This window comes from Aeromonas sp. 600527 (genome assembly GCF_049175415.1).
GTDB lineage: Bacteria > Pseudomonadota > Gammaproteobacteria > Enterobacterales > Aeromonadaceae > Aeromonas > Aeromonas veronii_A.
Genome location: NZ_JAAKVA010000018.1, coordinates 46466 through 70497 on the forward strand (window position 1 = coordinate 46466; position 24032 = coordinate 70497).

The 24032-nt window shown below is 57.7% G+C and carries 19 protein-coding genes; 8 read left to right on the forward strand and 11 right to left on the reverse strand.

The genetic code is table 11. From position 1 onward, the window contains the following. Nucleotides 1-34: 34 nt before the first annotated feature. A complete protein-coding gene (gene malE / locus G5154_RS18210) occupies nt 35-1216 on the reverse strand; it encodes a maltose/maltodextrin ABC transporter substrate-binding protein MalE (RefSeq protein WP_005344703.1) in 1182 nt (393 codons plus the stop codon). 395 nt (nt 1217-1611) lie between these two features. Beyond that, nucleotides 1612-2661, reverse strand: coding sequence for a nucleoid-associated protein YejK (gene yejK / locus G5154_RS18215; protein ID WP_216979025.1), 1050 nt, complete (start codon nt 2659-2661; stop codon nt 1612-1614). A 73-nt stretch (nt 2662-2734) separates the two neighbouring features. Here yejK and G5154_RS18220 point away from each other — a divergent pair, with 73 nt between their 5' ends. Then, nucleotides 2735-2962 (forward strand): YejL family protein, encoded by a 228-nt coding sequence (locus G5154_RS18220; protein WP_005344699.1) that lies wholly within the window; start codon nt 2735-2737, stop codon nt 2960-2962. Between the two features lie 48 nt (nt 2963-3010). Beyond that, nucleotides 3011-4861 (forward strand): DUF3413 domain-containing protein, encoded by a 1851-nt coding sequence (locus G5154_RS18225; protein ID WP_421251463.1) that lies wholly within the window; start codon nt 3011-3013, stop codon nt 4859-4861. 90 nt (nt 4862-4951) lie between these two features. On the opposite strand, the gene G5154_RS18230 is transcribed toward G5154_RS18225, so the two are convergent. Then, nucleotides 4952-5764: a MetQ/NlpA family ABC transporter substrate-binding protein gene (locus G5154_RS18230; RefSeq protein WP_216979026.1), complete on the reverse strand. Its 813-nt coding sequence runs from the start codon at nt 5762-5764 to the stop codon at nt 4952-4954. A gap of 440 nt (nt 5765-6204) precedes the next feature. Between G5154_RS18230 and G5154_RS18235 the strand changes: the two genes are divergently transcribed. From G5154_RS18235 to G5154_RS18245, 3 genes are all read left to right on the forward strand, one after another. After that, on the forward strand, nt 6205-8082 hold the full coding sequence (locus G5154_RS18235; RefSeq protein ID WP_421243950.1) for a S8 family serine peptidase: 1878 nt from the start codon (nt 6205-6207) through the stop codon (nt 8080-8082). Between the two features lie 15 nt (nt 8083-8097). After that, nucleotides 8098-8559, forward strand: a complete 462-nt coding sequence (locus G5154_RS18240) for a serine protease chaperone (RefSeq protein WP_421251474.1) — start codon at nt 8098-8100, stop codon at nt 8557-8559. 420 nt (nt 8560-8979) lie between these two features. Continuing rightward, nucleotides 8980-11361 carry a beta-glucosidase gene (locus G5154_RS18245; RefSeq protein WP_421251464.1) on the forward strand — a complete coding sequence of 794 codons (2382 nt, stop codon included), beginning with the start codon at nt 8980-8982 and terminating at the stop codon, nt 11359-11361. A 95-nt stretch (nt 11362-11456) separates the two neighbouring features. Here the strand turns inward: G5154_RS18245 and G5154_RS18250 are convergent, their stop codons facing one another. From G5154_RS18250 to queA, 8 genes are all read right to left on the reverse strand, one after another. Continuing rightward, the gene (locus G5154_RS18250) at nt 11457-12434 is read right to left on the reverse strand and encodes a helix-turn-helix domain-containing protein (RefSeq protein ID WP_421251465.1); all 978 of its coding nucleotides are present in this window, start codon (nt 12432-12434) and stop codon (nt 11457-11459) included. Nucleotides 12435-13041: 607 nt separating this feature from the next. Further along, the gene (gene nlpI, locus G5154_RS18255; protein WP_421251466.1) at nt 13042-13977 is read right to left on the reverse strand and encodes a lipoprotein NlpI; all 936 of its coding nucleotides are present in this window, start codon (nt 13975-13977) and stop codon (nt 13042-13044) included. 90 nt (nt 13978-14067) lie between these two features. Further along, nucleotides 14068-14436, reverse strand: a complete 369-nt coding sequence (locus G5154_RS18260) for a rhodanese-like domain-containing protein (protein WP_005344690.1) — start codon at nt 14434-14436, stop codon at nt 14068-14070. Between the two features lie 83 nt (nt 14437-14519). Beyond that, nucleotides 14520-15467, reverse strand: coding sequence for a protein translocase subunit SecF (gene secF, locus G5154_RS18265; RefSeq protein WP_005344682.1), 948 nt, complete (start codon nt 15465-15467; stop codon nt 14520-14522). Nucleotides 15468-15477: 10 nt separating this feature from the next. Beyond that, complete coding sequence (gene secD / locus G5154_RS18270) at nt 15478-17331, reverse strand: protein translocase subunit SecD (protein ID WP_421251467.1); 1854 nt, start codon at nt 17329-17331, stop codon at nt 15478-15480. 18 nt (nt 17332-17349) lie between these two features. Further along, on the reverse strand, nt 17350-17685 hold the full coding sequence (gene yajC / locus G5154_RS18275) for a preprotein translocase subunit YajC (protein WP_005337327.1): 336 nt from the start codon (nt 17683-17685) through the stop codon (nt 17350-17352). A gap of 51 nt (nt 17686-17736) precedes the next feature. Continuing rightward, nucleotides 17737-18873, reverse strand: coding sequence for a tRNA guanosine(34) transglycosylase Tgt (gene tgt, locus G5154_RS18280; RefSeq protein WP_005337329.1), 1137 nt, complete (start codon nt 18871-18873; stop codon nt 17737-17739). A 74-nt stretch (nt 18874-18947) separates the two neighbouring features. Then, entirely contained in the window at nt 18948-20000 is a 1053-nt protein-coding gene (gene queA, locus G5154_RS18285) for a tRNA preQ1(34) S-adenosylmethionine ribosyltransferase-isomerase QueA (RefSeq protein ID WP_335828135.1), read from the reverse strand. 230 nt (nt 20001-20230) lie between these two features. Here queA and G5154_RS18290 point away from each other — a divergent pair, with 230 nt between their 5' ends. The 3 genes from G5154_RS18290 to ahpF all read left to right on the forward strand — a co-directional run bounded on the left by G5154_RS18290 (nt 20231) and on the right by ahpF (nt 23644). Further along, nucleotides 20231-20677, forward strand: coding sequence for a CBS domain-containing protein (locus tag G5154_RS18290; RefSeq protein WP_040066530.1), 447 nt, complete (start codon nt 20231-20233; stop codon nt 20675-20677). 691 nt (nt 20678-21368) lie between these two features. After that, nucleotides 21369-21935: an alkyl hydroperoxide reductase subunit C gene (gene ahpC, locus G5154_RS18295; protein ID WP_005344674.1), complete on the forward strand. Its 567-nt coding sequence runs from the start codon at nt 21369-21371 to the stop codon at nt 21933-21935. 122 nt (nt 21936-22057) lie between these two features. Next, a complete protein-coding gene (gene ahpF, locus G5154_RS18300) occupies nt 22058-23644 on the forward strand; it encodes an alkyl hydroperoxide reductase subunit F (protein ID WP_005344672.1) in 1587 nt (528 codons plus the stop codon). Nucleotides 23645-24032 lie beyond the last annotated feature (388 nt).

The window sequence follows — 24032 nt, forward strand, 5'->3', positions numbered from 1 at the left end:
GGGAGGCCATTGCGGCCTCCCGGGTGGTGCAAGCTTACTGAACGATACGCTTGGCAGCGGTATCCAGTGCTTCATCAACACTTTGACGACCGGAGGTCACGTTCTTGAGGGCTGTTTCGAAGGAGGACCAGAAACGGCTCATCTCGGGAACGGACGGCATCGGCTCGCCAGCCTGGGCGTTCAGCATGGTGGCCTTGATGTGCGGATCGGATTCCAGGGTCTTCTGGAAGGATTTCAGCGCGACTGCACCCAGCGGCTTGTCGGCGTTAACCGGCGCCAGACCGGCATCGGTCAACAGGTAGTTTTCCAGGAACTCGATGGCCAGATCCTTGTTCGGGCTGGCGGCGTTGATGGTGGCACCCAGTACGCCAACGAAGGCTTTAGCCGGTTTGCCATTCAAGGTCGGCAGCGGTGCTACACCGTACTTGATGCCGCTCTTGTCCAGGTTGCTCCAGGCCCAGGGACCGTTGATCATCATGGCCACTTCGCCCTTATTGAACTTGGCGTCCATCACACCGTAGTCGATGCCTTTTTCCAGGTGACCGGACTTGATCATCTCGGAGATGTAACCCACGCCCATCTTGGCGCCCGCATTGTTCACGCCGGTATCTTTAACGTCATAACCGGTAGCGGTTTTCTTGAAGGCGTAACCACCGTTGGCAGCCACCAGCGGGTAGCTGAAGTACGGGGTGTCATAAGCCCACATGATGGCGCGCTTGCCGTTTTTCTTCAGAGTCTCGTCAATCTTGGCGATCTCTTCGAAAGTTTTCGGCGGCTCGGGCAGAAGGTCTTTGTTATAGATCAGGCTGACCGCTTCCATGGCAACCGGGTAACCATAGGTTTTGCCATCAACAGTCATGGCATCCCATGCCAGCTGTTCAAATTTGCCTTTGGTTGCAGCGTTCGGGGTCACGGGGACCAGCAAACCGGCTTTGACCCACTCACCGTAACGGTCGTGAGCCCAGAAGAAGATGTCCGGGCCGTTGCCAGTGGCTGCGGCTTGCTGGAATTTCACTTCAACCTGATCCGGGTGAGCCACAGTAACCTTGATGCCGGTTTCTGCTTCAAACTTCTTACCCACTTCAGCCAGACCGTTGTATCCCTTGTCACCGTTGATCCAGATGGTCAGCTGGCCTTCATCGATGGCAGCAGTAGCAGAGCAAGCGACGCCAAGAGTGGCCAGACCGATCAGGGATGACAGCAATTTCTTTTTCATGAGCCTTTCCTTGTATTAGTTCCGCGCTGTAAGAGCATTGTGTGCGAGATGAATATTATCCCAAGCGGCAAACGGCTCACATGACGCAACTCGCATTTTTGAAATGCAATTACGTATTTCCTTCCAGAAAGTTTTGAAAACATTTTCTTATTTCAGGGGGTTAGCGCCATTTATTGGCATATTTCTCGCCAATGCAAGAAATTAAATTACCAAATAGAAATAAAAAAACACGATTGAAAGGGTTTTCACCTCATTGAAAACCCTTTCACATGGATAATTCTGTTTAATTTGTTAACAAAGCACCGAGTTGGTTTCGCTGCCCCCTGCCCCATTAAATAAAAAGACACCGCAGCGAACTGCGGTGTCTTTTTGCCAAAAATGAAGGCCGGATCACATTATGACTGGCGCAGCAGCTGATCCTTGAGATTTGGCGGCACCCCCTTGATGGTCAGGGTATCGGTCTGCGGGTCATAAAACACCCTGCAGTTCAACAGTTTCTGCTCGAAGCTCAGGGTCAGGCCGCCCCCGGAGCCGACAAACTTGGTCAAGCCGCGCAGGGTGGAACGGTCAGCCGGGAAACGCTCTTCCAGCTCATACTCCTGACCGATAAAGCTGTAAAAATCGAGATCGCCATCGCCGGGCAATTCTGCTGACAGCGCCTTGATCTCGATCTCTTCACCGGCACTCGCCTGTTCGGAGCAATATTTGAAGACCTGCTTTTTATAGTCATTGCGCTCGGTCGGTTCGAGCTGGCGACTGTCGCAATAATCTTCTACCGCCTGCAGCAAGCCTTTATTCTGCACCTTGGCATCCATCCCCTCACGGGCCCCCAGCAGATCCATAAAGAAATCGCCCAGTTTGCGACCGATACGTCCCTTGCTGAAGGTGATATAGCGGCGCGAATCCGGTTGGGTTTTCCATTCGGTCAAATCGATACGAGCCACCAGATTGAGTTTGCCGATATCGAGATACTGGATATGACGCAACTCCAGCGCTTCGCTGACGGTGACGCTCTCCTTGCCTTCCAGCAGAGCGATCATCAGGTAGTCAACCCCCACGTAGTTGTACTTGGCAAACAGCAGTACCCCCTGCTCGTCAAGGGCGTGCTCCACCAGTTGCCTGACCAGCAGCTGGGTCATCTCCACCGAGAAGGGGACGAATTCGAGCTGCTCGTCGAGCAGTTTTTCCAGCGCAATGCGAAACAGGGGAGAAGGCTGTTTGGGAGCCTCTTCACCGTCAGCCAGCTCGGCGACGGCGGCCTCGGGGTCTGCAAAAAAGCCAAAGCCCTTGCCCCCCTTGCCATTGTAAATGCGGTGCAGCTCCGCCATCAGCCCCTGTACTGCCTCGTCAGCAGGCAGAAGCTGGCTGCGGGTGTCGGCGTGAGGTTGACCATCGCCGCCCTGGCGCAGGGAGTGAAGAATGATCTTGTCGATATCGAGACTCATGTCACAAAGCCATAGTGTTAGCCGAAAGGGTGAAGTATTATAAGGCGCTTTGAACCGAGATGAACTGAAGATTATGCCCATCGTATCAAAGTACAATAACGAGCAGTTTGACGCCCTGATGAACGACCTGATCACCGCCCTGGAAAAGCATAAAGCGCCGGTGGATCTCAGTCTGATGGTGCTCGGCAACCTGACCACCAATATCATTAATGGTATGGCTCCGGCACAACGCCAGGCCATCACAGAAAAGTTTGTCCAGGCCCTGACCGCATCGGTCGATAACCGCCATGACACACACTGAGTCCTGCGACTCTGTTGATTTGACGTTTCTCAACGCAGATGGATCACTATGGTCGAAACCGGTAACCCCTATCGTGATAATGTCTCTCGCCTGATCACCTGGGGGCATTGGTTCTCCTTCTTCAACATCATTCTGGCCATGCTGATTGCCACCCGCTATCTGGGTGCCATCAACTGGCCGTCGACCACGCTTGGCGTGGTCTATCTCGTTGTAAGCTGGATTGGCCACTTCTCTTTTTTAAGTTTTGTCACTTACCTGTTGACGATCTTCCCACTCAGCTTCCTGCTGCCCAAAGAGAAACCGCTGCGTTTCATCTCCGCCATTGTGGCGACACTGGCACTGGTGCTGCTGCTGATCGACACCCAGGTGTTCCGGCTATTCAAGTTCCACCTCAATGCCCAGGTGTGGCAATTGCTGCTGGATCAAGCCCAGACCGAAGAGGGCTCGATCTGGAGCATTATCTTTATTGCCGTCCCCACCATCTTCCTGCTGCAGCTGCTGCTGTCGGCCTATGTCTGGCGCAAGATCAACAAGCGCAAACGCCGTCAGTACGGCAATCAGGTGGGGCTGGCCTTGCTGATCTGCTTTATCCTGACCCACGTGGTCAACAGCTGGGCGGATGCCACTCTCTATCAGCCCATCACCATGCAGCGCGCCAACTTCCCGCTCTCCTACCCCATGACGGCCCGTTCCTTCCTGGCCAAACATGGCTGGCTGGATCTGGATCAGTACGAGAAGCAGGCGGCCTCCCAGCGAGATGAAGGCGACAGCAGGATGCACTACCCACTGCGCCCGCTCAATGTCAATGCCCCCCAGACCCACAGCAATCTACTGATTGTGGTGGTCGACTCCCTGCGCTTTGACATGCTCAACAACATCAACATGCCCAATCTGCAGCGCTATGCGGATCAGCATCTGACGTTCCGCAATCACCTCAGTGCCGGAAACGACGACTTGATGGGCATGTTCGGCCTCTTTTACGGCCTGCCCGGCCACTACTACAAAGAGATCAGCAGCGACAAGCGTCCACCGGTGCTGTTTGACGAGATGTTGCGCCAGGATTACCAGTTCGGGCTGTTCGGTGCGATGGAAGATGCCCAGAAGTATCGCAAGAGCATCCTCTCCGGTCTGCGTAAACAGGTGTTTGTCTCCGAACAGGTCGATGATGGCAAGCTGCTGATCGACTGGCAGCAGTGGCTGGAGAAGCGCCCCCCGGAGCGCCCCTGGTTCTCGCTGGTCTACCTCTCCAGCCCGGGCGACTATCAACTTCCCGCGACCATGAAGGGGCCGTTCCAGCCTGAGCTGACCAACTTCAACCCGGCCACCGCCTATCGGCCGGAAAACCTGCAGAAACTGGAGAATCGCTACAAAAACTCGGTCTTCTATACCGATCAGTTGCTGGAAGATATGTTGACCAAGCTGCAACAGCAGGGGATGGACAGCAATACTGTGGTGGTGATCACCTCCAATCATGGCCAGGAGTTCAACGATACCCATAGCAACAGCTGGGGCGCTGGCAACAACTACTCCCTTTATCAGGTTCAGGTGCCGATGGTAATTGCCTGGCCGGGACGTGGCAGCCAGGTCGTGGAGCGACCGAGCAGCCATCTCGATCTGGCCCCGACCCTGATGCAGAGCCTGCTGGGCGTGCGCAACCCGCCACGGGACTACAGTGTGGGGCGCTCTCTGTTCGACACCAGCCCGCGTAACTGGCTACTGGCCGGGGATCAGAACGACTTCGCTATTTATGAAGGCGACACCATCACCCACTTCAACAAACAGGGTGACTTCGAACTGCTGGAGCGCAACAGCTATCGTCCGATCAAACATGGCACTCCCGATATGGGCGCTATGATCCAGGTGATGAACGAGCTGAACCGATTCTATCGCAATCATTGACCTTGGCACTGATGGTTTTGTCCCAGTAAAACGCCCCGAATCCGGGGCGTTTTTTTATGCCATATCGTAATCGTTCCACCCTGACCGGCTTTAGCCCCCCCACCCTTGCGGGTACTTGTAGCCGACGAAACGCTTTATCGCATAGTCCTTGAAGGCCGCCGAGTTGTAGGCTGCTGCCACATCTTTGGCAAAGGGCTTGTCCGCATCGGCACTTTTTACCACCACCCAGTTGATAAAGTCGTAGCTACGCTCCAGGAAGAGACCTTCAGTGAACGGGATACCGCTGGAGGCGGCGAAATTGCCGTTTATCACCGCAAAATCCACATCCTCCCGAGCGCGAGGTAGTTGTGCAGCTTCAAGCAGTACCAGCTTGAGGTTGTGCGGGTTGCGCACTACATCAAATTCGCTCGCCTTGAGCGGATTGATCCCCTCCTTGAGAGTAAGCCAGCCGAGATCCTGCAGCATCAACAGCGCCCGCGCCTGATTGGTGGGATCGTTGGGGATGGCCACTGTACTCCCCTCTTTCACCTTGTCGAGAGCGACCAGCTTGCCGGAATAGAGCCCCATCGGGCCTGTTGGCACCTGGGTAATAGGTGCCAGCGACAACCCCCGATCCTTGGCAAAGCTTTCAAGATAGGGTTTGTGCTGGAAACAATTCACATCCAGCGACCCGTCGGCCAACGCAATATTGGGGGAGACATAGTCGGTAAACTCCACCAGCTTGACCTTGTACCCCTTGGCCTCCAGCTGTGGCTTGATGGAGTCGGTCACCATGTCGGCAAAATCCCCCACGGTAGTGCCAATCACAATCTCCTGTTTGGCCGGATCGGCTGCCAGGACGATGCCGGCCTGACTGCTTGCCAGCAACAATACGGAACAAAAGCGGAAGGTACCACGCAACATAAAAGACTCCCTGTCTGCAGATTTATCGAGTGATGCCGGATTGTCAGAGTCGAAAATGGAAATCCAGACATCTAAACGGCCATTTAAAGCAAGCTATCAGAGTCAGCGCCCGGTGCCAAGCAACAAAAACGAGAAAGGTAATAAGCCAGGTGATAAAGAGAAGGGAGCCAAGATGATGCCCACACAGCCGGCGCATCGGACAGTCACGAAAGCAGGTTGCAACCCACGCCAGTTAATTACAGAAAGATCAATAATTGCAAATGATAAATGCTCTCAATAGAGCACACTGAAAGCCTCAATGAAATACCTACCACAAAAAAGATCAGATTTCTTTGAATCTTATCAAACTTATGAAAGCGGGCTCTTTTGACTCTTCATTGTCCATGTGTAGATTCCATTCGCACCCAGGAAGGTGCCCTATAAGATGGAGTTTAAAAATAATGAAGCAAACATCGTTAGCGCTGACGGTCACAGCGCTGCTGTCGACACTGCCAGTTGCACTCGTTCAGGCAAGTGAAAGTTGTGTCCCGCTCAGCGGTAAGGAGAGCGGGTTGGATACTGGCCGCAGCAGCACGGAACGCTGCCTGCTCGGCATCAACCCGCTGCAGGATCAGCAGTGGTATCTGCTCAACAGCGGCCAGGATGGCTTCAGTGCCAGGGCAGGAATCGCAGGCAATGACCTCAACCTCTGGTGGGCACACCGTACCGGCGTGCTGGGACAGGGTATAAATATCGCGGTAGTGGATGATGGCTTGGCCATCGGCCACCCGGATTTGGCGGACAACGTGCGTCCGGGTTCAAAAAATGTGGTAACCGGCAGCGATGACCCGACCCCGACCAATCCGGATACCGCCCATGGCACCTCGGTGGCGGGCATTATCGCCGCGGTGGACAACACCATAGGCACCAAGGGGATCGCCCCCCGCGCCCAGTTGCAGGGATTCAATCTGCTTGATGACGAGAGTGAACAGCTGCAGCAGGATTGGCTCTACGCCCTTGGCGACAGCGAGGCCAGCCGCGACAATCGGGTCTTCAACCAGAGCTACGGCATGAGCCTGGTGGATCCCCGTCCGGCCAACGATCTCGATCAGGTGCAACTCGATCGTCTGTTCGAACAACAGACCCTCAAGCGGCAAGGGGCGGCCTATATCAAGGCTGCCGGCAACGGCTTCAACAGAATAGCGGCAGGTGGCTATGTGCTGAACCGCACCGGCAGCGGCCCCAAATTGCCGTTTGAAAACAGCAATATCGACCCCTCGAACAGTAACTTCTGGAACCTGGTGGTAAGTGCGCTCAACGCAGATGGTGTCAGATCCTCCTACTCCAGCGTCGGCAGCAACGTCTTCCTGAGCGCCACCGGTGGCGAATATGGCACCGACTCCCCCGCCATGGTCACCACGGATCTACCCGGTTGCGACATGGGCTACAACCGTACCGATGATCCCAGTAGCAACCGGCTGCACGGCAACCTGCAACTGGATGCCAGCTGTGACTACAACGGTGTGATGAACGGCACCTCTTCGGCGACCCCGAGCACCGCTGGCGCCATGGCGCTGCTAATGTCTGCCTATCCCGATCTGTCGGTGCGGGACCAACGGGATCTGCTGGCACGCAGTGCTACCCGGGTTGATGCTGCACACCCTCCGGTCATGGTGAGCTACACCAGCAGCACCGGAAAACGCCGTGAGGTCAAGGGACTGGAAGGGTGGGAGCGCAATGCCGCCGGCATGTGGTTCAGTCCCACCTATGGCTTTGGCCTGATCGATGTCAACAAGGCTCTCGCGCTGGCGGCCACTCACCAGCCACTGCCGCCACTGGTTCAGTTGCCATGGCTGAAGGTCAAACCGGTGGATCGCGCCTCCTCTGCCATTGCCGATGTGGGCAATAGCCCGACCAGTTCGACCGCCACAGTCGCAACCCCGCTGACCGTCGAAGCGGTACAGGTCACGGTCAGCCTGGATCACCAGCGTCTGCCCGATCTGCTGATCGAACTGGTTTCCCCCGCCGGTACCCGCAGCATACTGCTGAACCCGTTCAACAGCCTGGTTGGCCAGTCGCTCGATCTGCAAAAAATGGGCTATGTGCGCACCAAGGGCTTGCGTGACATGCGCCTGCTCTCCCACAAGTTTTATGGTGAACCGGCACAAGGAGCCTGGCGACTGGAAGTAACCGACGTTGCCAACGGTAATCGCGAGGTCTCTCTGCTCAGTCTCCAGACCCGTGAGCGCACCACCCTGACCGAGCGCAACAACCGCCAGCCAGGCAAGCTGATCGAGTGGTCCTTGCGGATCCTTGGCCACAACGCCAACCACAGCTAACAAGCGAGGAATTTTATCATGAACAAACCGGTTACCTTACTGCTGGCCAGCCTGTTGGCCCCCCTCGTGCTTAATGCTGTGGCGGCAGAAACCGTGACTCTAGAGGGCAAGCAGTACCGCACTATAGAGGTAAATGGCCAGACTTACCTCATCCCCGACCATGGCAGCAAGTCGCGAACCACCCGCAGTCTCGATGGCAAGGAACCGCTGCAGACCCTGCACCGTGGCGATGTGCTGATGCAGGGGGCCGTCAGCCCCGAGCTCACCGTCAGCGGCACCCTGCTGGTGGAAGCCGATGACGACCAGGCCAGCGCACTGGCCAGCCGTCACGGCCTGCGCTTCAAGCAGAGCAGCGGCGGCATCGCCCTGCTGGAAGCCAAGCCGGGTACCGATCTGAACGCCGTCGCCACGGCGCTCAAGCAGGAGGGGGTCAAGGTGCAGATTGAACTCGCCGGGGCCCTCAAACAGCCCAAGTGAGCCGTCCCGGGCCATTGCCCGGGCATATCAGCTGATCTTCGAGGGGGCCGCCGGCCCCCTCGCGTGTTGCGCGCGGTCATCTTCATTGGCCATCAGGCCACCCGTTTTCCCAATCTCCCCTGCCCTTCTCCCCTCTTGCCACCTTCCACCCTTGGTTTGGCACCGCCTTTCGATGCGACCTAGCTCACAACTCGGCCCCCTTGCTCCCGCCGGCACATTTCTCGCTCCCCCGGGGCAAGGCGGCCCTCGCCCGGCTTGTTAACCTGCCTGCAGCCAAACGCCAGCCCACGGGTCCGTTCGGCCTTCCTTGCGATATCCAATGGCAGCCGCCAGCAGAGCGGCCCAGCCCGGGCGGATGCCTTCCACCCGGTGTCGATATCTCCTTTTTATTTTTATTCAGACAGTTACGAGGACGTCTTCATGCCTATCACCACAATATTGAAAGCGGTTTCACTGGGTATCAGCCTGGCGCTGGCCGGCCTGCTGGTCGGTTGCAACCAGAATGACTCGGATCCCCTGGTCAAGGACGATGCCTATTACCGTGGCCAGGCCGAGGCCATGGTGGCCAAGCTGACCCTGAGCGAGAAGCTGGACCTGCTCTCCGGCCCCGGTTACGGCAGTGCCAACGGCGCCATCAACGTCAAGCAGGACGTGCCCGGCGTGGCGGGTTACATCAACGGCGTGCTGCGCAGCGCGGACGGCATCGACATTCCGGCCCTCAAACTGGCGGACGGGCCGGCCGGGGTGCGGATCAACGCCAACCGCGACGATGACAGCGCCAGCTACTACGCTACCGCCTGGCCCATCGGCTCGCTGCTCGCCTCCAGCTGGGACGTCAAGCTGGTCAAGGCCGTCGGCGAAGCCATGGGGGACGAGGTGCGCCAGTACGGGGTCGACATCCTGCTGGCCCCGGGCATGAACATCCAGCGCAACCCCCTCAATGGCCGCAACTTCGAGTACTACTCGGAAGACCCCCTGCTCACCGGCAAAATCGGCGCCGCCATGGTCAACGGGGTGGAGAGCAACGGGGTAGGCACCACCATCAAGCACTACTTCGGCAACAACTCCGAGACCAACCGCAACCAGATCAACGACATCGGCGAACCGAGAACCTTCCGCGAGATCTATCTGCGCGGCTTCCAGATAGCGGTGGACGAGGCCCAGCCCTGGGCGGTGATGACCTCCTACAACAAGGTCAACGGCACCTATGTGAACGAGCGCAAGGATGCGGTGACCGACCTGCTGCGCGGCGAGTGGAAGTTCGACGGCCTGGTGATGTCCGACTGGTTTGCCGGCGACGTGGCCAACAACGCCTACAAGCAGGTGCTGGCGGGACAGGATTTGATCGAGCCGGGCAACGTCAAGGAGCAGTTGCAGCAATCCATCGAGCAGGGTCAGCTCGACGAAGCCAAGGTAAACGAGGCCGCCATCCACATCCTGACCCAGGTAATGAAGAGCCCCTCCTACAACCAGCTGGCCATCAGCAACAGCCCGGACCTGACCGCCCACGCCAAACTGGCCCGTCAGGCCGGTGCCGAGAGCATGGTGCTGCTGCGCAACCACGCCGCGGCCCTGCCGCTGGCGGCAAGCAGCACGCTGGCCAGTTTTGGCATCAACCAGATCAACACCTACAAGGGCGGCACCGGCAGCGGGGATGTGAACGCCGCCAGCACCACCACCATCGCGCAGGGACTGGCGGCACGCTTCCCGGTCAACGAGGCGTTGCAGAGTTACTACCGCGATTTTTACGAGAACAACAAGGTCTATCACGAGGGGCAATTTGGCGCCAAGGGCTACTACACCTGCGCCGAGGCGCCAATCAGCGGCGATCTGGCGGCCCTGATCGCCAGTGCGGCCGCTACCCAGCAAGCCGCCGTCATCAGCATCGGCCGCCAGGCCGGGGAAGGGGCGGATCGCAGCAGCGGCAAGGGGGACTATCTGCTCGGTGATGACGAGCGCGCCCTCATCGACGCGGTGAGCAGCGCCTTCCACGCCCAGGGCAAGAAGGTGGTGGTGGTGCTCAACGTCAACGGCGTCATCGACACCGCCCAGTGGAGCGACAAGGTGGATGGCATCCTGCTGGCCTACATGGCTGGCCAGGAGACCGGCCACGCGGTGGCGGACGTGCTCTCCGGCGCGGTCAACCCGAGCGGCAAACTGGCCCAGAGCTTCCCGCACAGCTACGCCAGCGTTCCCTCCGCCGGCACCTTCCCGGGTGAGGACACCGACGGGGACGGCGAACCGGACGATCTCTACTACAACGAGGGGATCTACGTGGGCTATCGCTACTACAGCACCTTCGAGCAGACGGTCTCCTACCCGTTCGGCTTCGGTCTCTCCTACACCAGCTTCAGCTACACCAGCCCCGCCATCGCCAGCAATACCCTGGAGAGGGGCAGTGCCGGCAGCCTGGTGCTGACCGCCACCATCACCAACACGGGTGCCGTGGCAGGCAAGGAGGCGGCCCAGGTCTATGTGACCGCCCCCGAGGTCAAGCTGAAGAAACCGCTCATCGAGCTCAAGGCCTTTGCCAAGACGGCGCAGCTGGCACCGGGGGCCAGCGAACAGCTGAGCTTCACCATTCCGGCCAGCATCCTCGCCAGCTTCGATGAAGCCAGCAACCAGTGGATCGTGGAGCCGGGTCGCTACAGCGCCTACATCAGCCCCTCGTCGGATGTCTCCGCCAGCACGCCGGTCAGCTTCACGGTGAGCAAGGAGATAGTGGTGAGCAACACCACGCCAGGGGCACTGGCACTGCCGGCCGGGGTGGATCCCGCCAGCGTCACCACCGTCACTCGCTAACAGAGGCAGGCACGGCCGGGCTCCCAGCCTGGCCTTGCTCGAACATTGCCCAGCAATGACCCGCCCACGGGACCGGCCTTGCGCCGGTCCCGTTGTTATTGGCGGGCGTTGCGATAGGCCAGCGGCGTCATGCGGGTGTTGGCCTTGAAGAAACGGTTGAAGGCGCTCTGGGACGAGAAGCCGACCCGATCGCTGATGTTCTGCAGCGGTTGATCCCCCTCGCCCAGCAAGCGGCAGGCTTCGTTCACCCTCGCCTCCCTCAGCAGGGTGGAGAAGCTACTCCCCTCCCCCTGCAATTTGCGATTGAGGGTCCAGCGGCTGACATTCATGGCCGCGCACACCTCCTTGAGCAGGCTCTCGTCGCTCTCCAGCTCCCCTTCCCGGATCTTGTGGCGGATCCGCTCCCCCACCAGATAGGCAAAGGGGGCCCGCTCGGCGATGTCGGCGCAGATCTGCGCCAGCTGGGCCAGTTGCAGATGACCCAGCGGTTCGTTGTAGCAGTGGCTGGGGCAGTCGAGCTGGGCGTTGTCGATGGTCAGGGTGTTTTCCCCCTGCTCCCAGCGGCAGCGGGCTCCAAAGAATTGATCCAGCAGCTGATGGCGCGGTGGCGGCCGCCCCGTGAAGCCCACCGAGACCTGGGGAGCCGCCAGATAGACCCGCAGGATCCGGTAGAGGATGATGAAGTTGGGGATGGCCTGACTCGCCCCCAGGCTGGCAGGCCCCTGATTGACATACAGGTATTGGCTGGCCTGCCCCACCCGCCGCACCCGCAGCTCGTCACAACTACCGATGATGGGGCGATAGGCCAACAGCACCTCGAGCGCCGCTCGCGGCGAAGGCTGGTTCAGGCACAGGCTGATGAGGGGTGGATAGTGCTGGTAGAGCTGGCCGATGTCGTAGGAGAGGATGGTTTCGTGAAAACTGGCCAGATAGGGCTGCATCAGCTGCAGCATCCGGTAGTGGCTGTGGGCCGGCAGCCGGCCCTGTTCTCGCTCGATGTCGAACGACGTGAGGCCGCCCGCCATCAAAATGGCATCGGGATCTCCCCCCTGCTGCTGGCAGGCTCCCAGCATTCGTCTGATCACCTGGTTTGATACGCTCTGTGACATCTGCCGTTCTGGCCTCCGTGCTGACAGGAAACTACTCGTGCTCTCCACCTTGTCGACTACTGATCCGCCCCCCATCGCACAGGGGCACAGGGTTAGGGGATCAGGGGCCATTATGGGGCGGTCACAGGACGAGCAGATGTAACGGAGTGTAAAAGCACGGGTCAGCACTCATATTTACTCCCTCTCGTCAGACGAGACGATTTAAAAGTGCAGTCCGGCAGGAGTCGAACAAGAGCCGCAGATAGTCAACCAGTCGCCCACCACGATAGGGAAGAGAATCACCCATATCAGGAGGCATACGACGAGCCGGCCGGGTTTCACACGGCATCGGCCCCATCCATCTGTTGAGCTGCATGGATCAGATGTGCCCGTGCATTATTCAGAAGCGGGCGGCAGAGTTGGAAAAACTGGCGGGGTTGTGTGGATTAGCGACATGCAGCTCACTGTGACATGGAGCCAAGCCACGGGAGTAGGTGTGAAAAAGCAGATAAAAACAATGCCAGTCAGGCTTCACTGACTGGCATTAGCCTCATACCGAGGTTTTCTATCACTGGGTAATCGCCATCTCCATTCAGGAGGGCTGTTCGCCTTTGCTCTGGGCTCCCGGCGGCAAGGGCTTGCGTGCCATCAGCTCCAGTTCGAGCAGAGCATAGCGGTGCTCGATGAAGTCATAGACGTTGTTGGAGAGCGCCAACTTGAAGTAGCTGATGGCTTCCTTGCGGTTGCCTTTGCCCAACTCGAACTTGCCCAGATAGAAATAGGTTTCACACAGGCGCTCGGCCAGCTCCCGGTTATCCTTCACCCCTTTCACCACGTTGCCCATCAGCTGGGACGCGTTGATCTCACCTGTGTAGAGACGCACCAGATCCCAGTTCCAGGCATCGTCATCGTACTTGTTGAGGCGCTCGCGCATCCGGCTCATGGCCGCAGCGGGATTGAGCTTCTGCTCGGCCAGATAGAGCCAGATCACCCGATAGGGGTCTTCCGGCTGCGCTTCGTAGAAACGCTTCATATCGACCGCAGCCAGCTCGGGACGGTTACCGTAATAGAGGGCAATGCCGCGGTTAAGGTAGGCATAGTCATAATCGGGTGCCAGCTCGAGGGCTGAGTCGAATGCCTCATAGGCTTCGTCGTAGTTCTGCTGCTGTACCAGATAGACACCGATGAAGTTGTAGGCTTCGGCGAAATCCGGCTTCTCCCGCAGGGCCCGGTTGAAATCGAGACGAGCGAGGGAACGCAAGCCGACGCGATCAAACACCACGGCACGTTCATAGAACAACTCGGCCCGTTGCTCCGTGGTCAACTCCATTTCACTCAGCATCTGCCCGAGTCGGGCGAGCGCCAACTCGCTTTGGTAGGAGACCTGCAGGGGGGTCGCCAATACCAGTGAAGCAGGCTGCGCCTTGGGAACCTTAGGGGTGTTGACATGACTGCTACTGCTGCAACCCCACATGGGGAGCAACAACAGGATACCAAGGAGGTATCCAATCCCTTTCCTGACGTTCAATGAACACTCCGACGCTTACGCTTGACCCCGCATATGGTAAAGGTCAGCCGCCACTTTGTCATGTAGCTGAGCCCCTCTCCATCAAATAAATCAGGATTCGACAGGGTATCCGGCCTCCAGCCAGCCGCGAAAACCGCCGTCAACACTGATTACGTTGCGATAACCCATCTGTTGCAAATTGTCGGCCGCCAGTACGGAGCGAAAACCGCCACCACAATAGAGATAGAGTGTGGTCTCGGGATCCGGGAACAGGGTCTCGATATCCCGCTCAATCACTCCACGACCCAGATATTGGGCTCCGGGCAGATGGCCTTTGGCCCACTCGCTCTCTTCCCGCACGTCGATCAGGTGAAACGTGCGCCCTTCATCCTGCCAGCGCTTGATCTGGTGAACATCGGTTTCGGTGATGCGGGAGCGGATCCCGTCAACCAGCGCCAAAAAACGGGGATTGTGTTGCATGGCAAGCTCCTTTTGTTGACATCATCTGCGTCAGCAAACGACACGCAGAGATAAGAAAAGAGCGCCATTAGGCGCTCTTTCTGTTACGGCAGGATCTCCTGCTGATCCGCGCCCTCTTTCTCTACCTGGGTGGGCAGCATGTGCTCGCGCTTGACACCGAGGAACATGGCAAACGCACTCGCCACATAGATGGAGGAGTAGGTACCGAAAGCCACACCGATCACCATGGCCACGGCAAAACCGTGGATCAGCGCGCCGCCCTTGAGCAGCAGCGCCAGCACCACCACGAAGGTGAGGCCGGAGGTGATGATAGTACGGCTCAGGGTCTCGGTCATGGAGAGATCCAGGATGTAGTCGGTATCCCCTTTACGCACCTTGCGGAAGTTCTCCCGCAAGCGGTCGAACACTACGATGGTATCGTTCAGGGAGTAACCCACCAGGGTCATCAGCGCCGCCAGTACGGTCAAGTCGAACTCGTACTGGAAGTAGGCAAAGACACCCAGGGTGATCACCACGTCATGCACCAGCGAGAGGATGCCGCCCATGGCCAGACGCCATTCAAAGCGCACCGCCACGTAGATCAGGATACAGATGATGGAGGCCAGCATCGCCAGCGCCCCGTCAGTGGCCAGCTCGTCACCGACTGAAGGGCCGACGAATTCGACGCGTTTGAGCACTGCGCCCTCATCGAGCAGCTTGGCCGCCGCAAGCACTTCATTACCCTGCTGCTCGACCTTGACCCCCTCTTTCGGGGTCAGACGGAACAGCACGTCACGGCTGGAGCCAAAGTGTTGCAGGGTGGCCCCTTCAATCTTCTGCTCTTCCAGAACGTCGTGGATCTTGTCCAGGCTCACCGACTGCTGGAATCCCACCTCGATGGTGGTTCCACCGGTAAAGTCCAGACCCCAGTTCAGCCCCCGATCAAACAGGAAGAACAGGGCTACCACCATCAGCACGGAAGAGAAAACCACACCCGGCTTGGCATAGCGCATAAACGGGATCGGTTTTTCAAAATGTAGAATCTGAAACATCTCTCTATCCTCAGATGGGCAGCTTGTCGATACGCCGTCCACCCCAAGCCAGGTTGATAATGGCACGGGAAACTGTGATGGCAGTAAACATGGAGGCGGTCAGACCAATGCCCAGCGTCAGGGCAAAGCCCTTGATGGCGCCAGTACCGATACCGAACAGGATCACGCAAGTGATCAGCGAGGTCACGTTGGAGTCGGCGATGGTGGAGAATGCCCGATCAAAGCCCAGATGGATGGCTTGCTGAACACCGCGACCGTTGCGGATCTCTTCACGAATACGCTCGTAGATCAGCACGTTGGCATCCACCGCCATCCCCAGCGTCAAGACGATACCGGCGATCCCCGGCAGGGTCATGGTGGCACCCGGGATCATCGACATGATGCCGACAATCAACACCAGGTTCATACAGAGCGCCAGGTTGGCGACCCAGCCGAACGCGCGGTAGTAGATCCCCATGAACAGCACGATCACCAGCATGGCCCAGCCGATGGCTTCCATACCGCTGTCGATGTTCTGTTGACCCAGGCTCGGGCCAATGGTGCGTTCTTCCACGATCTGGATCGGGGCGATCAGGGCACCGGCACGCAGCAGCAGCGCCAGGTTGTGGGCTTCGTTGGCGTTGTCGATACCTGTGATACGGAACTGGCTGCCAAGACGCGACTGGATGGTGGCGACGTTGATCACCTCCTCCTGCTTGCGGAACTTGCGCTTGCCATCCGGACCAGGCTGACCAACCGGCTTGTACTCGATGAAGACAGTCGCCATCCCTTTACCCACGTTGTCCTTGGTAAAGTTGGCCATCTTGTTGCCACCCTGGCCATCCAGCTTGATGTTGACCTGGGGACGGCTGTACTCGTCGAAACCGGACTGGGCACCCACGATGTGGTCACCGGTCAGGATCACCCGCTTGTGCAGTACCACAGGACGACCATTGCGATCGGTATAGACCTTGGAGCTGGGAGGTACTCGCCCTTCCGCGGCAGCCTGAATATCAGCAGCCTCATCCACCATGTGGAACTCCAGGGTAGCGGTCGCCCCCAGGATTTCCTTGGCGCGGGCAGTGTCCTGAATACCGGGCAGTTCAACGACAATGCGCTCGGCGCCTTGCTGTTGTACCAACGGCTCGGCCACACCCAGTTCGTTGACCCGGTTACGGATGATGGTGATGTTCTGCTCCAGGGCGTACTTCTTCACTTCCTTGATCTTGGCTTCGCTCAGACCAGCCAGCAGGATGAACTCATCCCCTTTCTGCTCGATAGTGAAAGTCAAATCAGGGTTCTGACGACGCAGATGAGAAACGGCGCGTTCCTGATCGGCTTCGTCACGGAAGATCACCTGCACCTGATCACCGACCCGGCGCACGCCGGAGTAACGGATCTTCTGGGTGCGCAGCTCGGCACGGAAATCCTGCACCATCTGCTCTTGCTGCTTGGTCAGTGCTTCGGCCATGTCCACTTCCATCAGGAAGTGCACACCACCGCGCAGGTCAAGACCCAGCTTCAGAGGGGCCGCACCGATGGCTTCGAGCCAGGCGGGAGTGGAAGGTGCCAGGTTGAGTGCGGTAATGAAGTTGTCACCCAGCTTGTTGGCAACAATATCGCGCGCCTTGAGCTGGTCTTCGGTGTTCTTGAAACGGATCAGGATCAGACCGTGCTCGAACGCAGCATGTTTGACCGGGATTTTCGCCTCGTCGAGCGTCTGTGTCACCAGGTCAAGGGTATCTAGCTTGACTTCGGCACCACGGCTGGCAGAAACCTGCAGGGCCGGGTCTTCGCCGTAAAGATTGGGGGCTGCATATAGAAAACCGATGGCGATCACGAAGACCACCATCAGGTATTTCCACAGCGGATAGCGATTCAACACGCTGTGCTCCTTGGGAGATTAAAGGGACTGGATAGAACCCTTGGGCAGAACGGCAGAGACGAAGTCCTTTTTGATGGTGACTTGAGTCTGGTCGTTCAGAGCGATCACCAGGTAATCGCTGTCAGCAGCCACTTTGGCAATCTTGCCAACCAGACCACCGGAAGTGAGCACTTCATCACCCTTGGACAAGGAGCTCATCAGATTGCGATGATCTTTGGCGCGCTTGGCCTGGGGACGATAGATCATGAAGTAGAAGATCAGGCCAAATACGGCCAGCATGATGATCATTTCCATACCACCACCCTGTGCACCCGGTGCTGCGCCTTCTGCATACGCCTTGGAGATAATGCTCATTTAACAACCTCTTATTGATGTAGATTTGAAAAACAAAATTATATGTTGTTGTTATTTAACGTCATTTTCAGCTAACGGAGGCACAGGCTTCCCTTGCCGACGGTAAAACTCAGTTACAAAGTCGTCTAATTTACCCTGCTCGATCGCGTCCCGCAAACCCTGCATCACACGCTGGTAATAACGCAGGTTATGGATCGTATTCAGACGGGCACCGAGGATCTCGTTGCACTTGTCCAGATGGTGCAGGTAGCTGCGGCTGTAGTTCTTGCAGGTGTAGCAATCGCACTCGGCATCCAGGGTGCTGGTGTCGTTGCGGTGCTGAGCGTTGCGGATCTTCACTACGCCATCAGTGGTAAACAGATGACCGTTGCGGGCGTTGCGGGTCGGCATGACGCAGTCGAACATGTCGATACCGCGGCGAACCCCCTCCACCAGATCTTCCGGTTTGCCGACCCCCATCAGGTAGCGTGGCTTGTCGGCCGGAATTTTCGGGCAAACGTGCTCGAGGATGCGGTGCATATCCTCTTTGGGCTCACCCACCGCCAGACCGCCGACCGCATAACCGTCGAAACCGATCTCCAGCAGCCCCTTGAGAGAGACATCCCGTAGATCTTCATAAACTGACCCCTGAATAATGCCGAACAGGGCATTCTTGTTGCCGAGCGCATCAAACTTGTCACGAGAACGCTTACCCCAGCGCAGGGACATCTCCATCGACTTGCGCGCCTCTTCGTAAGTAGCCGGATAGGGCGTGCACTCATCGAAGATCATCACGATGTCGGAGCCCAGATCGTACTGGATCTCCATGGACTTCTCGGGGTCGAGGAAGATCTTCTCGCCATTGATGGGGTGACGGAAGTGGACGCCCGCTTCGGTGATCTTGCGAATATGGCCCAGGCTGAATACCTGGAAACCACCGGAGTCAGTCAGGATCGGCCCCTGCCAGTTCATGAAATCGTGCAGATCACCGTGGGCACGCATCACTTCCTGACCCGGGCGCAGCCAGAGGTGGAAGGTGTTGCCCAGCAGAATCTGGGCACCGGTTTCACGCACTTCTTCAGGGGTCATCCCCTTGACGGTGCCGTAAGTACCGACCGGCATAAAGGCCGGCGTTTGTACCACGCCACGTTCGAAGACCAGTTGACCGCGACGGGCACGGCCGTCGGTGGTTTTCAGTTCAAATTTCATTGCTACCTCGATTCAGTCAGAGAAACAGTCTGACAATAGGAGGGCCGCTCAGGGCCCGGTAAATACGCTGAAGCTTATGCTTCAACCTGGCGACGGGTGACGAACATGGCGTCCCCGTAGCTGAAGAAACGGTACTGCTCGGCCACCGCTGCCTGATAGGCCGCCATCACGTTGTCATAACCGGCAAAGGCACTGACCAGCATGATCAGGGTCGACTCCGGCAGATGGAAGTTGGTGACCATGGCATCGACAATCTGGAACTGGTAGCCAGGGAAGATGAAGATATCGGTGTCACTAAAGAAGGGCGCCAGCGGTTTGCCCTGCGCCAAGGTAACCTTGGCCGCGCTCTCCAGCGAACGCACCGATGTGGTCCCCACCGCAATCACCCGACCACCACGGGCACGGGTGGCCGCGATGGCATCCACCACCTCTTGCGGCACTTCCGCATACTCGGAGTGCATGTGGTGATCTTCAATCTTCTCAACCCGCACCGGCTGGAAGGTCCCCGCCCCTACATGCAGGGTGACGAAGGCCGTTTCAACCCCTTTGGCCCGAATTTTCTCAAGCAGCGGCTCATCAAAGTGCAGACCGGCGGTCGGCGCGGCAACGGCGCCCGGCTTTTGATTGTAAACAGTCTGGTAGCGCTCCTTGTCGGCATCCTCGTCGGGACGGTCGATGTAGGGGGGCAGCGGCATGTGGCCGATGGCTTCCAAAATCTCCAGTACCGGACGCGGGTCGAGGAAGTGGATCTCGAACAAGGCGTCGTGACGGGCGCGCATCTCTGCCTCCACGCCCCCATCCATGATCATCCGGGTGCCCGGCTTGGGTGCCTTGGATGCCCGGACATGAGCCAGCACGCTGTGCTCGTCCAGAATGCGCTCGACCAGTACCTCCAGCTTGCCACCGCTGGCCTTCTGGCCAAACATGCGCGCCGGAATGACGCGGGTGTTGTTGAATACCAGCAGATCGCCCGGATTGAGCTGATCCAGCACATCGACAAATTGACCGTGGCGCAGAGCGCCAGTTTGACCGTCGAGCTGCAACAGGCGGCTGGCGGTACGCTCCGCCATCGGATAGCGGGCAATCAGCTCGTCTGGCAGATCAAAATGAAAATCGGATACTTGCATCTTTCACCTCGGGGGGAATCGGCGGCTAGTCTAGTTATCCCCATCTTCCAAGGCAACCCAAAAGACCAAAAACCCAAGAGAGACAAGGGGTAGCGGGCAATTTTGTGAGCACTAACCGGTTAATGACTCTTTAATGTTTTGTATTGACCCTGATCATGTTTTGCCACCCATGGCTGGGCTAGGGTGGAGACAGGCGGAGAAGAAAAACCAATGCAATCAGGAGGCCTACCATGATGACCATATCCGAAATCATGACGGAACATCCCTTTACCCTGGGGCCGGAGAACAGCGTCAAACAGGCGATGGATCTGATGCAGCAGGAGCGGATCCGCCACATTCCCATCGTTGACGAACACCACCATCTGCAGGGGCTGGTCACCCTCACCGACATCCTGGCCACCCGCGAATCCAAGCTGCTGCTGATAAGCCCGGAGCGGGAGGCGGAATTTACCGACAGCGTCCACCTTGACGAGATCATGACCCGCCAGGTTGCGAGCGTGGATCCCCATGCCGGCATCAAGGAGGCTGCGCTCTACCTGCAGCGCCACCGGTATGGCTGTCTGCCGGTGCTCAAGGGACGCAAGCTCATCGGCATCGTCACCGAGTCAGACTTCATTTCGGTGGCCATCAACCTGCTGGAATTGATGGAGGAGCAGGAGCCCCCAACCGATTTTTGACACAACAATATGTAATTTAATTACAGAAAAAGCGTTTTCAGCAGTAATAAAGAGCAATAAAGGTGAAAGTGTTTCATTTTGATTGAAAAATTACACCAACCGCTTGCCATGTGATCTTCATCACACTATTATCCCCCTCATGCAATAGTTGCCGAGGGGGAGATGAAGGAGTGTGCACCCATCCTCTTCCTCTCATATGTCTGCAAGTTTGCACACCCCGTAGTTAGTCTTTGCTGTAAAGCATTTGTTTATATAGCCATTCCTTGTTTGATGACCCGGCCCTGTCGTTGCGATAGCGCCGGGATTTTTTTATACGCGTTTTCTGCTCTCCCCCTTGTCAGCACATCTCCATCGCTGCAACCAGTTCCCTCAACCTCCTGCGCCACCTGTTTGCTCCACCGCTTATCTCATCGCGTCGCCATGCCTCTGCACACCTCTTCTCATGCCTTGAAAAGGCGATGTAGCACACAGATATTGAACCATGATAAGGAGTTATCTCAGTAGGCCAGAGATATTCATGTTAGGTACAGCCATAGTAAGCTATCTAATAAGTAGATTTAAGCGATTCAAAAATGCGGCTTTTATCGATTAGCAGAAGCCCCTATGATGAATCCATCGAAAGTTAAGCGCCTCGTCTGGCAAGACTCTTCAACACCAGACAGGCATATGTACATCACCAAGGAGCAATTACATGTCTACCTACATCAACACTGAAATCAAGCCGTTTAATGCTACCGCCTACCACAATGGCAAATTCGTGCAGGTCTCTGACGCAGACCTGAAAGGCAAGTGGTCCGTGGTCTTCTTCTACCCGGCTGACTTCACCTTCGTCTGCCCGACCGAGCTGGGCGATCTGGCTGACAACTACGCTGAATTCCAGAAGCTGGGCGTCGAGATCTACGCTGTCTCTACCGATACCCACTTCACCCACAAGGCTTGGCACGACACGTCTGACACCATCAAGAAGATCCAGTATCCGATGATTGGCGACCCGACCGGCACCATTACCCGCAACTTTGGCGTGATGATCGAAGAAGCCGGCCTGGCCGACCGCGGTACCTTCGTGATTGATCCGCAGGGCATCATCCAGATCGTCGAGATCAACGCTGGCGGCATCGGCCGTGACGCGCTGGAGCTGCTGCGCAAAGTCAAAGCAGCCCAGTATGTCGCCTCCCACCCGGGTGAAGTGTGCCCGGCCAAGTGGAAAGAAGGTGAAGCTACCCTGGCTCCGTCCCTGGATCTGGTAGGCAAGATCTAAGCCTTCCGCTTCCAAGACCGGCCCGCATAAGGGCCGGTCTGCTTTCCGGCCCTCAGAAACGCCATCGCGCGCTTTTGACCTGTGAAGATGCCGACCCGCAATCACCAAGAAGGAATTCGAAGATGTTGGATACCAACCTCAAACAACAGCTGAACACCTATCTGCAGTACATCGTCAATCCCATCGAGATCAGCGTGTCCGGCAACGACAGCGACAAATCTGCAGAGCTGCTGGCGCTGGCCAGCGAGATCGCCGAAATGTCCCCCAAGATCACCCAGACCTCTGGCAATGCCACCCGCACGCCTTCAATGAGTATCGCGCCGCAGGGCCAAGCCCCGCGCGTTCACTTTGCCGGCATCCCCATGGGTCATGAATTCACCTCGCTGGTGCTTGCCCTGCTGCAAAGCGGCGGTCACCCCTCCAAGGCCGATGCGGCCGTGCAGGAGCAGATCCGCAATCTCAAGGGCGAGTTCCACTTCGAGACCTATATCTCCCTCTCTTGCCACAACTGCCCGGACGTGGTGCAGGCGCTGAACCTGATGGCCACCCTGAACCCCGGCATCACTCACACCATGATCGACGGAGCCCTGTTCCAGGAAGAGGTCAATGAGCGTCAAATCATGGCGGTGCCGAATGTTTACCTGAACGGTCAACCGTTCAGCCAGGGCCGCATCTCGCTGGAAGAGATCGTCGCCAAACTCGACACCGGTGCTGCAGAGCGCAAAGCCGCCGAGCTGAATGAGAAAGATCCCTACGACGTTCTGGTTGTCGGAGGTGGCCCGGCTGGCGCCGCAGCAGCCATCTATGCCGCCCGTAAAGGCATTCGCACCGCCATCGTCGCCGAGCGTTTTGGTGGTCAGGTGATGGACACCGTCGGCATTGAGAACTTTATCTCCGTGCCCTACACCGAAGGCCCCAAGCTGGCCGCGAGCCTGGAGCAGCACGTCAAGCAGTACGGCGTGGAAGTGATCACCGAGCAGCGCGCTGCCGCCATCAGCAAGGATGGCTACGTAAACGTGGATCTCGCCTCTGGCGCCACCCTGAAGAGCCGCGCCGTGATCCTGGCGACCGGTGCCCGCTGGCGCGACCTGAACGTGCCGGGCGAACTCGAGTACCGCACCAAGGGCGTGGCCTACTGCCCGCACTGCGATGGCCCCTTCTTCAAAGGCAAGCGGGTTGCAGTGATCGGTGGCGGTAACTCCGGCATCGAGGCAGCAATCGACCTGGCTGGCATCGTCGAGCATGTGACCGTGGTGGAATTCGCTGACACCCTGCGCGCCGATGAAGTGCTGCAGAAGAAGGCTCGCTCTATGGGCAATATCGACATCATCATGAGTGCCCGCACTACCGAAGTGATCGGTGATGGCAGCAAGGTGGTCGGTATGGATTACGAAGATCGCACTACCGGCGAGATCAAACACCTGGCGGTGGCTGGCATCTTCGTCCAGATCGGTCTGGTGCCGAACACCGAGTTCCTGAAAGGGAGCGAGATTGCCCTGACCCGCTTTGGCGAGATCGAGATCGATACCAAGGGTGCGACCTCCCTGCCCGGCGTCTACGCCGCTGGGGATGCCACCACGGTACCGTTCAAGCAGATCATCATCTCCATGGGTGCCGGCGCCACTGCCGCGCTGGGGGCGTTCGATTACCTCATCCGCAACCCCGCACCGGAAGCGGAAGTCGCGAAAGCAGACACCGTCACAGCCTGACCATTCTCTGCACCGTAAAGCCGACTCAATGAGTCGGCTTTTTCATGCGTCTCCGCGCCAAGTGCTCAGGACAAACACTGTCCCAATGGCATGTCGAAAAATTAAGTTTGAATAAAACCAGTACTGTCTACACACCAGCTCTATACAGCTCCCCCTTACCAGATTGCGTAAAGCGCAGTGCTGGGAAGACGATATGTAAGCCAGAGATTGACCGTCCGCAAGACAGATCTGTGTTGCTACGACGTCAACAAACATACCGCTTTGCGCTGACGTCCCCACTCTCTGCGTACGATGGCCAAGTATCAAGCCACACGGGAAGAGGGCATTGCTGAAGTCGATGAGACCTTCTTCCTTGAGTTGCTCAAAAGGCTACGGGGCTTACCTGGCA

Bases quoted from the DNA above. Each gene is read 5' to 3' on its own strand.
- G5154_RS18225 (WP_421251463.1), top strand. From the start codon at position 3,011: ATGGTCGAAACCGGTAACCCCTATCGTGATAATGTCTCTCGCCTGATC.
- yejK (WP_216979025.1), bottom strand. From the start codon at position 2,661: ATGAGTCTCGATATCGACAAGATCATTCTTCACTCCCTGCGCCAGGGC.
- G5154_RS18220 (WP_005344699.1), top strand. From the start codon at position 2,735: ATGCCCATCGTATCAAAGTACAATAACGAGCAGTTTGACGCCCTGATG.
- G5154_RS18230 (WP_216979026.1), bottom strand. From the start codon at position 5,764: ATGTTGCGTGGTACCTTCCGCTTTTGTTCCGTATTGTTGCTGGCAAGC.
- secF (WP_005344682.1), bottom strand. From the start codon at position 15,467: ATGTTTCAGATTCTACATTTTGAAAAACCGATCCCGTTTATGCGCTAT.
- G5154_RS18290 (WP_040066530.1), top strand. From the start codon at position 20,231: ATGATGACCATATCCGAAATCATGACGGAACATCCCTTTACCCTGGGG.
- G5154_RS18260 (WP_005344690.1), bottom strand. From the start codon at position 14,436: ATGCAACACAATCCCCGTTTTTTGGCGCTGGTTGACGGGATCCGCTCC.
- queA (WP_335828135.1), bottom strand. From the start codon at position 20,000: ATGCAAGTATCCGATTTTCATTTTGATCTGCCAGACGAGCTGATTGCC.
- ahpC (WP_005344674.1), top strand. From the start codon at position 21,369: ATGTCTACCTACATCAACACTGAAATCAAGCCGTTTAATGCTACCGCC.
- ahpF (WP_005344672.1), top strand. From the start codon at position 22,058: ATGTTGGATACCAACCTCAAACAACAGCTGAACACCTATCTGCAGTAC.
- tgt (WP_005337329.1), bottom strand. From the start codon at position 18,873: ATGAAATTTGAACTGAAAACCACCGACGGCCGTGCCCGTCGCGGTCAA.
- G5154_RS18245 (WP_421251464.1), top strand. From the start codon at position 8,980: ATGCCTATCACCACAATATTGAAAGCGGTTTCACTGGGTATCAGCCTG.
- yajC (WP_005337327.1), bottom strand. From the start codon at position 17,685: ATGAGCATTATCTCCAAGGCGTATGCAGAAGGCGCAGCACCGGGTGCA.
- malE (WP_005344703.1), bottom strand. From the start codon at position 1,216: ATGAAAAAGAAATTGCTGTCATCCCTGATCGGTCTGGCCACTCTTGGC.
- G5154_RS18235 (WP_421243950.1), top strand. From the start codon at position 6,205: ATGAAGCAAACATCGTTAGCGCTGACGGTCACAGCGCTGCTGTCGACA.
- G5154_RS18250 (WP_421251465.1), bottom strand. From the start codon at position 12,434: ATGCTGGGAGCCTGCCAGCAGCAGGGGGGAGATCCCGATGCCATTTTG.